This is a genomic window from Pseudoalteromonas sp. 20-MNA-CIBAN-0454, assembly GCF_040308685.1.
GTDB classification, from domain to species: Bacteria; Pseudomonadota; Gammaproteobacteria; order Enterobacterales; family Alteromonadaceae; genus Pseudoalteromonas; species Pseudoalteromonas nigrifaciens.
This window is the reverse complement of sequence record NZ_JBEOOB010000010.1, coordinates 106,473-118,149: the sequence shown is the minus strand read 5'-3', so window position 1 is coordinate 118,149 and position 11,677 is coordinate 106,473. Positions and strand designations below refer to the sequence as shown.

At 37.7% G+C, this 11,677-nt stretch carries 8 protein-coding genes and 1 pseudogene; 5 read left to right on the top strand and 4 right to left on the bottom strand.

Annotation, left to right across the window (positions count from 1 at the left end; all coding sequences use genetic code 11):
* The coding region (locus tag AAEZ22_RS07130; RefSeq protein ID WP_352296669.1) for an RNA-guided endonuclease InsQ/TnpB family protein at nt 1-373 on the top strand (373 nt) is incomplete at its 5' end.
* A 29-nt stretch (nt 374-402) separates the two neighbouring features.
* On the opposite strand, the gene AAEZ22_RS07125 is transcribed toward AAEZ22_RS07130, so the two are convergent.
* Entirely contained in the window at nt 403-525 is a 123-nt protein-coding gene (locus tag AAEZ22_RS07125; protein WP_269435620.1) for a hypothetical protein, read from the bottom strand.
* A gap of 201 nt (nt 526-726) precedes the next feature.
* Between AAEZ22_RS07125 and AAEZ22_RS07120 the strand changes: the two genes are divergently transcribed.
* The gene (locus AAEZ22_RS07120) at nt 727-1,059 is read left to right on the top strand and encodes a PBPRA1643 family SWIM/SEC-C metal-binding motif protein (protein WP_011330099.1); all 333 of its coding nucleotides are present in this window, start codon (nt 727-729) and stop codon (nt 1,057-1,059) included.
* Between the two features lie 133 nt (nt 1,060-1,192).
* Here AAEZ22_RS07120 and AAEZ22_RS07115 read toward each other — a convergent pair whose 3' ends face one another.
* From AAEZ22_RS07115 to AAEZ22_RS07105, 3 genes and pseudogenes are all read right to left on the bottom strand, one after another.
* The gene (locus AAEZ22_RS07115) at nt 1,193-3,364 is read right to left on the bottom strand and encodes a S46 family peptidase (RefSeq protein WP_197182331.1); all 2,172 of its coding nucleotides are present in this window, start codon (nt 3,362-3,364) and stop codon (nt 1,193-1,195) included.
* 178 nt (nt 3,365-3,542) lie between these two features.
* A pseudogene (locus AAEZ22_RS07110) lies at nt 3,543-5,637 on the bottom strand (sensor domain-containing protein).
* A gap of 165 nt (nt 5,638-5,802) precedes the next feature.
* A complete protein-coding gene (locus AAEZ22_RS07105; protein WP_352296665.1) occupies nt 5,803-7,590 on the bottom strand; it encodes a M61 family metallopeptidase in 1,788 nt (595 codons plus the stop codon).
* Nucleotides 7,591-7,815: 225 nt separating this feature from the next.
* Here AAEZ22_RS07105 and AAEZ22_RS07100 point away from each other — a divergent pair, with 225 nt between their 5' ends.
* The 3 genes from AAEZ22_RS07100 (at nt 7,816) to xni (ending at nt 11,672) form a co-directional block, all read left to right on the top strand.
* Nucleotides 7,816-9,330, top strand: a complete 1,515-nt coding sequence (locus AAEZ22_RS07100) for a GGDEF domain-containing protein (protein ID WP_089369277.1) — start codon at nt 7,816-7,818, stop codon at nt 9,328-9,330.
* Between the two features lie 216 nt (nt 9,331-9,546).
* The gene (gene ppnN / locus AAEZ22_RS07095; RefSeq protein WP_352296662.1) at nt 9,547-10,890 is read left to right on the top strand and encodes a nucleotide 5'-monophosphate nucleosidase PpnN; all 1,344 of its coding nucleotides are present in this window, start codon (nt 9,547-9,549) and stop codon (nt 10,888-10,890) included.
* Nucleotides 10,891-10,898: 8 nt separating this feature from the next.
* Nucleotides 10,899-11,672: a flap endonuclease Xni gene (xni, locus tag AAEZ22_RS07090; protein ID WP_011330092.1), complete on the top strand. Its 774-nt coding sequence runs from the start codon at nt 10,899-10,901 to the stop codon at nt 11,670-11,672.
* The last annotated feature ends 5 nt before the right edge of the window (nt 11,673-11,677 follow it).

The following is an 11,677-nucleotide window of genomic DNA, read 5'->3' as shown; positions in this document are numbered from 1 at the left end:
GCAGCATGGAAAAATGGTGAAACAAAAATCTGGCTTAAACCGCGTCATTCTCAATCAAGGATGGGGAATGTTTAAAGGGATGCTGAAATATAAGCAGGATTGGCTCGGCGGTCAGGTTATTTTTGTTGATCCGAAACATACCAGTCAAACGTGTCCGGCGTGTGGTCATCAATCAAAAGATAACCGATTAACGCAGTCTAAGTTTGAATGTGCGAAGTGCGGTTATCAAGATAATGCGGATCATGTTGGCGCATTAAATATTTTAGCGCGAGGTCATCGCGTTCTAGCCTGTGGAGAGATTGACATTAGTCAGCTTGTTGAAGCAGGAACTTGCCTTATGAGTGATCACAAGGCCCCGATGGTTTTAAACTAATCGGAATCCCCCTCCTTTTCTGAACTTTTTCAGGCGCTTGGCGAGGTGGTGGAGGATGTCAAATTACCTTTTTCATCTGTAATAATGCGTAAATAACCAATAAGTATAATAATACTTGCCGATATTAATAATCCAATTTTTAAACTTTCCATGGGTATGCTCACTTTTAATTTAAGTGCTTAGTTTAATATTGATAGTTTGATAGTTTGATAGTTTGATAGGTCGTTATACTTATTGACGCTACTTTTAACTTCACTATTTAAATTGGCTAATAGTGCGTACATCTTAGTTATATTATGTCTAAGCTGTTAGGATACGCCGTCTAAATAATGTAGAACGGTTATATAAGTATAATGTCTAAATTTTTCTTTATGGGTAAGCCCGATATAATGGGTAAAAATAACAGTAACGGTTTTAGTCCTAAGCGCAATGAAAAAGTGGGCAGCGAGCTTCATCCATTATCGTTAGTGGTTAATTCACCACAACGCAAGTTAGAAGTAGAAGCAATAGTACAAGAACATAAGTTATTTGCTACAGTAGAGCTTAATACTCAAAGTGATGAAGATATAAGAGAGCTTGAATTCGCGCTGGTTAAGTCTACACCGCAAGTATTCGATAAAGTCCCTGAGCGTAACTCTCCTTGTTTATGCGGTAGTGGTAAAAAGTATAAAAAGTGTTGTGCTTAAATTATAGCTCACAATTTAATCTCCATTCTCATTCTTTAATATAAAAATGCCACCTGTTAATAACAAGTGGCATTTTATTATTTGCTATAAAGTTCAGCTAAAATAAAGGTTCGGCTTTATTTTTACGCTTAACTTATTTTACTATTTTCATTTCATCTAATAAATTTTGGGCATTATCTACCTTGTCCATTACCCATAGCATGTAACGAGAATCTACGTGAATTGAGCGATTTAGTTCTGGGTTATAATCCCAATCGCCAATGATGCTTTCATATACGCCATCAAACAATAAACCCACCAGCTCGGCTTTACCATTGAGTGTTGGCGAGCCTGAGTTACCGCCGGTTGTATCTACGTTTGATAAAAAGTTAACAGGTACTGTGTTCATGCCGCCGGTGTAATCACCGTAAAGTTTCGCTTTAATTTGCTGTTGTAGCTTTTTAGGTGCATTAAATGGCTCTACATTGGTATTTTTAGCCAGTAAACCTTCTAATGACGTAAACGGTGTTGCCACTAAACCATCTTGTGGTGAGTAGCCACCTACCGTGCCGTAAGTTACTCGTAACGTGCTATTTGCATCTGCATATACGGCCTTGTTTTGTGCTTTATTAAAGGCAATAATAGCGCTCATTAATTGTGGGCGAGCAGCTTGTAACTTGCCTGCAAGTGCTTTTGATTTATCTTCTTCAGTTTTCATTACTGCAAATATCGCTTTAGCGTATTGCATAAATGGGTCTTGGCTTTGGTTTAGCTGGCTAAACGATTGCTCAAACAATGAATTGCGTACAACTTCGTTATCAAGTGTTGATTTAGTATACATTTGCTCAAGCAATGCACTTTGTTTCGCTTTATCAAAACCATTTTGTAGTTTAAATGCCTTATCAACCTCGCTAAAGCGCTCTTCTTTCGGAAGTGCGGCATAAAGCTCTAAAAAGTGCAGTAAAATAGCTTTATCTACATTGGCATCAAAGCGACGCGTCATACGCTCAAGCCCAGCTTTAATGCGCGGTAAGTCACGCTCTTGGTATCCAGACTCTCGCTCTGCATTTGGCTTTTGTTGCTCATACGCTAAACGGTATAAGCTGCGAGCGGTACTGATCATTTGTGATCTGTGTACATAACCTAACATACGATCGCGCTCGCTATGCAGTTGCGATTGCGCTACTAATGCCGATAGCTCATTTAAAACATCGCCATATTGCTGCTTGCGTGTTTTATCACTATTAATCCATTGAGTTAGTTCTTGCTCAAACTGTTTTTTGCGCTCAAACATGGTGCCTTTTTTAAAGCTTTCTATCATTGAGCCATAGTTTTTAATGTAATTATTGTAACCTGCAATAGTGCTTTCGTAAGCTATACGCGCTTTACTGCCGTCCTCTGCGTTTTCTTCAATAAGTGCTACGTATTTTGAATTATGTTCACGCGCTTTAGGATAGCTGTCGTTAAATACGTTATCTACTTCTGCAGCAATACGGTAACGGTTAGTACGCCCTGGATAGCCTGTTACCATTACAAACTCGCCCTCTTGCACACCTTTAGCACTTACACTTAAGTAAGAATCGGGTTCATAAGGTACGTTATCTTCGCTGTACTGTGCTGGTTTACCATCTTTTCCTACATACGCACGGTAAAAACCAAAGTCGCCGGTATGGCGCGGCCACATCCAGTTGTCTATATCACCGCCATATTTACCTACGCCCATAGCGGGAGCGTATGCTAGGCGTACATCTTTTATTTCTAGCGACTTAATGAGGTAATACTCTAAGCCACCATGAAACGAATACACATTACAACGATAGCTCTCATCGGCTTCACACTGAGCCACCAGTGCTTTTTCATTTTTTTCAAGGGCATCGTAGCGTGCTTTAGCACTTAACTTTTGAGTGTCTTTAATTACTTTGTCGGTAACGTTAGTTACGGTTTTAGTAACATAAACACGAGAGCCAGGAGCTGCGGGTAAATCTTGCGCTGGAGTTTTAGCTAAAAAGCCATTTTCTAAAATATTATTATCGGTTGTTGAGTTGTATTGAATAGAGCCATAAGCACAGTGATGGTTTGTTACCACCAAACCTTTTGGCGATACAAATGATGCCGTACAACCACCTAAGCTAATTACCGCATTCATCGGGAATTCGGTTAATTTTGAAATAGATTTAGCATCTATTTCAAGCCCTTTGGCTTTTAATATTGATTCTAATTCTGGAAGCTGATGTGGTTGCCACATGCCTTCATCTGCAATTGCAGTGCTTGAGAGTGTAATTGCTAAAGTTGATGCTATTGTAGCGACAAGAGGTGTTAAACGCATTATAGAGTCCTTTTTATTGTTTCTATAACAGGTTACTCGTGAAGTATTATGCAGGTCAATACCGTGGTAATAAATTGTTACAATGTGGCCTATAAACCTTCATATATAGCGTTAATAGCAAACTGAGGCAGCTATATTTTGTATTTACTTATAACTACTTTATATAATATGTGATTATTTATAAAAACCTTGGTGAAAAATCCAATAACAACTCCTCAGGTAATGGCTTACTAAAATAGTAACCTTGAACAAAATCACAATTTAACTCACCAAGTAAAACAAGCTGCTCTTTCGTTTCCACTCCCTCTGCAACCACGGTTAACCCTAAGCTATGCGACATGGCTATAGTTGCTTTGACTAAATTACAGTCTTCTTTTTTGGATGTAATGCCATTAATAAACATGCGATCTATTTTTAAAACATTAAAAGGGTACTGCCTTAAATAGCTTAATGATGAATACCCAGTACCAAAGTCATCCATTGATAGCTTTATGCCCAATTTAGTTATTTCTTGCAAGGTGTCATTTATATTCAATTTAGCATTCATTAACACCCCTTCGGTAATTTCTAACTCTAAATATTTAGCCTTTACATCTAGCTCGCTAAGAGTGTCTTTTATAAAACTAAGTAGCGCTGTGTCTCTAAATTGACTTGGGGATAAATTAACAGCCATAGTATATTTATGGTGTTGCCCTTTATTAAGGCACTGATTTTGCCATTTTTTTAAAAGCTGTAAGGCTTGCTTAATAACAAACTTCCCAATGGGGATAATCAACCCATTATGCTCGGCTATTGGAATAAATTCATCGGGCGGTATATTCCCCAGCACTGGGTTATACCAACGTAGCAAAGCTTCCGCGCCGGTAACATGTTTATTTTTAACATCTAACTGCGGTTGGTAATATAGTTCAAATTCATTACGCTGTAACGCACCTTGCATCTGCTCCTCTATCGCAAGGCGACGCTGAATTACTACGTTCATTTGTGGAGTAAAAAACGAGTAACTGTTACGTCCCAAGGCTTTTGCTTGATACATTGCCGTATCTGCATTGCGTAAAAGATCAGACGCTGTATCGCCATTTTCGGGGTACATAGCAACCCCAATACTCATAGTGAGTACAAGTTCTCTCCCTTCAATTTTAAATGGCGAGGTAAAACTTTTCAGTAGCTTTTCTGCAATACATATTGCGTTATAATGACTATTAATACCCCGCAATAGTACAATAAATTCATCTCCTCCTAAACGCCCTATGGTGTCTTCTTTGCGAATGACTTGCTGTAATCTTGCAGCTGATTTAACCAGTAGCTTATCGCCTAGTTCATGGCCAAACGAGTCATTTACTTTTTTAAAGTTATCTAAATCAATAAAAAGTACAGCCACATGCCCCTTGTTTCTTTGTGCTTCAAAAAGCATATGCGATAGTCGGTCAAGTGCTAAAAAGCGGTTAGGTAATGAGGTTAAATTATCATAATAAGCTTGTTTACGGATCAGCTCTTCTGCCTTGTGCTGCTCGGTAATATCTCGAATAATAACCATAACTTGCTGATATTGAGAAACATGGTTAATTCTTGCCTCAAAGTACACAACTCCCAATGGCATGGTTAATTCATATTGAAAGCTCACCATCTGTTTTTGGCTTAAGGCTTGGGAAATATTCTTTCTAAACTTACTGCTAACATCGTCTGGTAATAAATCAAACATACTGCTACCAATAAATTGCTGAGGTAAAGCATAAAGATTACTGCTACTACTGCTACTGGCTTGATAATCAAGGATTTTGCCATCTTCTTGCATTACAAAAAATAGATCAGGAATAGCCTCAAATATTGTTTCCAACATTTTCTCTCTGAACATAGCCTGTTCTTGCGCCTGTTTAACATCGGTTAAGTCAATATCAATACATTTGTTTAATGCCATATTGATTTATAAACATTACATGGCTTGAAAACACCGAAACATCATTATTATTTTTATCACGAAGAGTTAGCTCTGCTGCAGGAATTTCTATGCCATTATTAATCCAATTTCCGTGGCCAGCAACCACGGCCTCTCGTAAATCACTTGGTATAATTAAATCTTCAAGCTTTTTACCTGTTGCTTCAACATTCGTATAACCATAAAGCACTTCGCTGCCTTTATTCCAATAAATAACACGGCGTTGTTCATCATACCCCTGTACAGAAATAGCATTCACAGCATCAAATAATTGATGTAATGGGTCATTAACAACATATTGGTGAGCTAAAGTATGTATATTATTTTTAGATTTCATTCTGATCAATTAATAAATAATACTTAATATTTATAATAGAACGAAATAATTAAATTAACACTTAAAGGAGCGAATAAATGCTTTTAGGTAATGCGGCAATATAAGAGTGTAAAAATAAAAAGGAGCCGTTGCTCCTTTTAGTTATTAGTTTTTAACTCATTAATGTTAATCTTTTTTAGCGTTATTAGGATGCTCAACACCTATCCATGCTTTAAACAACGCCTTTTGTTCACTCGATGCTTGCTTATTAGCAATCACCTTTTTAGGTTTATCAAAATCTTCTGATAAAACTAAACTGGTGCTAGCAAGTGCATCGCGGCGAATATAATCAATTGTAATTTTATCCCCTACTTTATACATTTCTAGGCTGCTGGTTAAATCCTTACCAACGTGATGCTTATTAATAGCAACAATTTTATCATCTGTTGTTAAGCCTGCCTGCCATGCACTGCCACCGCGTTTAACATGCGAAAGCGTAAGGAGTTGGCCGGTATTTTTTGCCACAGCATCTATACTAGCTAAGGCTTTCGCTTTTTCTGGACGCTCAAATGTTAAACCTACTTTATTGAGTAACTCGTCAAAATTTAGTGAAACTGGCGAGTCGACATTAGTTTGCCACCAAGTGTTGTAATCACGCCCGGTTAGGTCTTTTAAAATATTGAGTACATCTAAAGAAGTAAAACCTGCAGGTAATTTATGTTGCTTATAAAGTGCCTTGTGTACATCGCGATAACTTATTTTACCTTGGCTTTTTTCTAGTAAATCAATATCTAAAGCAAGTGATAACAATGAGCCTTCTGAATAAATGTTAGTAGAGTAATTACGCGCGTGGTCCCCGCCTTGGTTTATCCACTTATCAAAGCTGGTTTCGCTGGCGCTTTGTACTTCGCGACCAGGTGTTTGTAAATGACGATTAATTGTTTTACTCAGTAGGTTAAAAAACTCATCAGTGCTTTGAATGCCTGAACGCACTAATAAATGATCTTCGAAATAGCTGGTTGAGCCCTCTGCTATCCAAAGTAATTTAGAGTAATTCATATTGGTGTAATCGTAAGGTGTAAGGCCCGCTGGGCGGTATGCTTTAACGTTCCAAGTATGAATAAATTCATGCGCCGCAGTGCTTATAAAGGCTAAGTAATCTTCGCGTTTAGCAAATCGGTCTCGCGGACGCTGAATTATAGTCGAATTTAAATGCTCAGTAGCACCACCCGCTCCCGATGTTGCATGCACCATAAATACATAACGTTCATACGGGTAGCCATCCCAAATAACATTGCCAGTAGCCACTAACTTTTTTAGATCCGTTAGCATGAGCTCTACATCATAATTACCATCGCCCCATATAACTAAATCGTATTCACGGCCATCAACTTTAAAGGTGTGTAATTGGTTAATACCTGTCTCGATTGGTGAATCTACAAGTACGTCATAATCTGCCGCCTTAAATGTATTTTTACCTTTGTTATTTTTCATTCCAGAAACAGAGCGCCACTGTTTAGGCACCTCTAAATTAATCGTAACGGGTTCTTGGCGAAATGAGTCACTAAACATAAAAAAGCCTGATGCATCAATAAATGCATGGCTGTCATCAATATGGCGCGCACGTTTGCCAAGCTCATTTGCGTATACTTGATATGCTAAGTTAACTTTAGTTGGCTTATTTAAATGTACACGCCAGGTGCTGTGATCAATTTTTTCCCACTTTAGGGGGTTACCCGTACTGTCTTTTGCATCAAAGTAACGCACCCCATTGGCTAAATTTAATATTTCGTAACGCCCAGTGCGCCATGCAGGTAATTTAATGTCTAAATGCGCTTGTGCCGTTTTGGGAAACTCTACCGTAACATTACCTAAGTGGTGCTGTGGCTGAGAAATGTTTAATGAATAATTTACATCAGCAAACGTAGGGGCAGAACATGCGGCTAAAATAGACAGCGCTAATAGCTTTTTCATAATGGCTCATAAAGATAACTTAGTGTGTAAAGAAGACTAACAAGGCGCTATTTAAAAGTGAATTAAAAGCGATAAATAGACTTTTAGATACGTTTATTGACAATATCTTATTAAAATGCAAAGTTTTTAATGAGATAACTACACTTAATATAAATTTGTTGTAAACTTAACTGATACTAATTAACACAATGGCGGTATGTTTAGGTGCCTGATAAATCTAATTCTATGGACAAAAAACTCAAACAAGCTATTGAGCAACGAATAGTAATTGAGAGCGCAAGGAAAACTCAAGTAGACACTCTGTCAAATTTTGCAGCTAAATTGTCTTTAAGCTGTAAGGGTCTTGATATTGAATTAGATAATCGTCTAGCTAAATTTAGAAGCGCGCTTAATAAAGGGGTTAGCTTTGAGCACTTATCGCCGTTAATTAATGATATTTTAGTACTTTTAAAAAGCCAAGAAGCCACTCAACTCGCCCATCAGCGAGATTTACGCACAAGTGTAAAAAATGCTGGCAAGCAATTACAAAAAACCAATGGCTTACCTGACGACACACGCAGAGCGCTGCGTAACTTGTTAGATAATGAGCTTAATAACGTTCAGTCAACCCATGGTTTTATACCGCTATTAAATCAATTAATTACTATTTATAACCAAGCGTTACAGACTAAATTTAATGCAATACCCGCAGAGCAACATACCGACACTCCAGTAATTGCTAAAAAGTTATTAGAACTTGCCCACCAGCTGGTACTTGAAGATGAAGCTGCAGAGCAAATTCAATCAATAATAACTGCCATTTTACAAAGTAATACAGTAGATGACTTACTCGCTGCCGCAATTGAAATTATTAGTATTATTGTAAAAAATATTAATAACGAGCGCCAATCTGCGCAAAGTTTTTTAGTGTCTTTAAATAAAACCTTAGAAGAGTTACACCATTCGATTTTTTCGACTAGTAAACATTCCGAATCTATGGGGATTGAGTTTGACGCATTAAATAAACGTATTAAAACTAAAATTAATAATCTTAATGAGCAAACCAAGAGTACCACCTCAATTTCATCGTTAAGAAAATTAGTTGATCATGAATTAAAGTCCCTCGGTGAAGATTTTATTGCCAAAGAAGAACTTGAACGCAAAGATCGAAAAATACTTATAACCAGCTTTGATGAAATAAATAATCGTATTGGCAGCTTAGAAAATAAACTCACTAAATATAAAAAGCGCCTTAACGATCAACGTTTTAAAAGCCTGCTCGATAGCCTAACTAAACTGCCAAATAGAGCCGCCTTCGATGAGCGCTATAATCACGAAATGCACTTATTTAATGTGCAAGCATCCGATGTTACTCTAGCGGTAATAGACGTAGATTATTTTAAGTCAATAAACGACAGGTTTGGTCATACGGCTGGAGATATTACGCTACAAGTTATTGCTAAAGCCTTGCAAAAATCGATAGAAAAAACAGACTTTATAGCGCGTTATGGCGGCGAAGAATTTGTACTATTAATGCCAGGTACTTCTTTGGAGCATGCCATTCCCCAACTCGAAAAGCTTAAAAAGAATATAAAAAAGATCCCGTTTAAGTTTAAAGATAAGCAAATAGAAATTACAGTGTCACTTGGCGCAACTCAGTTTAAACAAGGTGACACATTATTAAAGGCATTTGATAGAGCAGACGATGCTTTATACGAAGCCAAAAACGCAGGTCGGGATCGTCTGTGTATACGTAAATAATGTTATATAGCTCAATTGTTTTGAGTTTTATAACTAGCTAGTTTTTTACATTTTATACCAATTGTATTAAATGAGTCGTTAATTATAGCAACCGCTCTAAAAAAGTACGGCGCCTTATATATTACTTATATAAGTTCAAGTGCCCTTAATGAGCTTAACCTGCTAGAACAATCAACACTTGCACCCAATTGGTATTAAACAGCAAGGAGAATGCCGATGTTAATACAGTTAAACCCAACTGGGGTTTTAGATTTACTGTCGCAATTAGAAGTTGATTTATTAGAGCAATCTTCTGCTAGTGAACGCTATCGATTATTTAGAAACTGCGCGCTTGCCGTCCTCAACGTAGGCAGCCATACAGATGAAAGTAGCGACATCTACGATAAATACCAAGACTTTGATATTCGTTTAGTTAGCCGTGAGCGCGGCATAAAAATAGAACTAATTAACGCACCTGATACCGCATTTGTTGATGGTGAAATTATTACCGGTATTCACGAACATATATTTTCTGTGATCCGCGATATTTTATTTATATGTCAAAAATACGAAAAAAATCTTAAAGAACAAAAAGCCATTACCCACATGGTTTTTGATATGCTCAGAAATGCCGATGCACTAAAAGTAAACAGCGAACCAAGCATGATTGTATGTTGGGGTGGGCATTCTATTAGTGAAGTTGAGTATAAATATACCAAACAAGTAGGCTATGAGCTGGGCCTGCGCGGCTTAAACATTTGTACCGGCTGTGGCCCTGGCGCTATGAAAGGCCCAATGAAAGGCGCTACTATTGGCCACGCTAAGCAGCGCATTAAAAACAATCGTTATTTAGGATTAACCGAGCCCAGCATTATTGCAGCAGAGCCGCCTAACCCAATTGTAAATGAATTAGTCATTTTACCCGACATAGAAAAACGTTTAGAAGCCTTTATACGCACAGCTCACGCTATCATTATTTTTCCTGGTGGCGCTGGTACTGCTGAAGAGTTTCTTTATTTATTAGGGATATTATTACACCCAGAAAATGACAAGCAGTGCCTACCGGTTATTTTAACAGGACCCAAACAAAGTGAAGCCTACTTTAAAGAGCTGTGCCACTTTATTGAAATGACACTGGGTGTAGAAGCACTCAGCAAATTTGAAGTTATTATAGATAACCCACAATTAGTAGCGCAAAAATTAAAGTCGACCATGGCTAATGTTCGCGACTATCGTAAAAGCCAAGGCGATGCATACTATTTTAACTGGACATTAAAAATAGAAAATGACTTTCAACAGCCGTTTATACCATCACATGAACAAATGGCGAACCTAGACTTGCACCTAGAACAACCAAAACAGTTATTAGCTGCAAATTTACGCCGCGCATTTTCGGGCATTGTTGCCGGTAATGTTAAAGAAGAAGGCGTAAAAGCAATTAAACAACATGGGCCTTATATTCTAAGTGGCGAGCCTAGTTTAATGAAAGCAATGGATAAGTTATTACAAGCTTATGTTGACGAGGGAAGAATGAAACTACCCGGCAGTAAATATGTCCCCTGCTACACAATCAAGGCGTGAGTTCTGTATTGAAACCCCATTTATTACTTATTGATGCGCTTAATTTAATTAGGCGCATTTACGCGGTAGACGCGAATCAAAAACATCACAGTGATGAGCAGATGCTTAAAGCAAGCTGCGCACGTGTAGCGCATGCCTGCTCAAAACTTTTAAGCAGCACTAAAGCAACCCATGCCATTGCCGTATTTGATGGCGATAAAAGTTGGCGCTATCATTTTTATAAAGATTACAAACACTCCCGTGCTCCTATGCCACAAATACTTAAAGATGCATTAGTGCAATTTAAAGCCGCCATTGAAGAAACCGGTATTGTAGTGTTTGAACCAATAAACGATGAAGCTGATGATATTATTGCAACTCTTGCAAATAAGGCATCACATAACAACATCAGCAGTGTGATTGTCTCAACTGATAAAGGCTTTTTACCTTTTTTAAATGAGCATATAGCTGTGTATGATTATTTTAAAAAACATTATTTAGATCAAGATAGTATTAAGCAACGCTTTGGCGTTGAGCAAAAAAAACTAGTAGAGTTTTGGGCATTTGCTGGCGATAAAACCAATGATATTCCGGGCGTAAAAGGCATAGGCACTAAATCGGCGCAGCTACTAGTTAATAACTATAGCTCTGTCGAGGATGCACTCAATGACGATGCTCTTAGTGCCAGCTTACGTAAAAAGCTAACTGAGAATATGGATATGTATGTTATTTCAAAGCAACTGGTTAGTTTACGCACCGATATAAACTTAGGCTTTAGTTTAAAGCAGTTAAGGCTTAATTAGTCGCA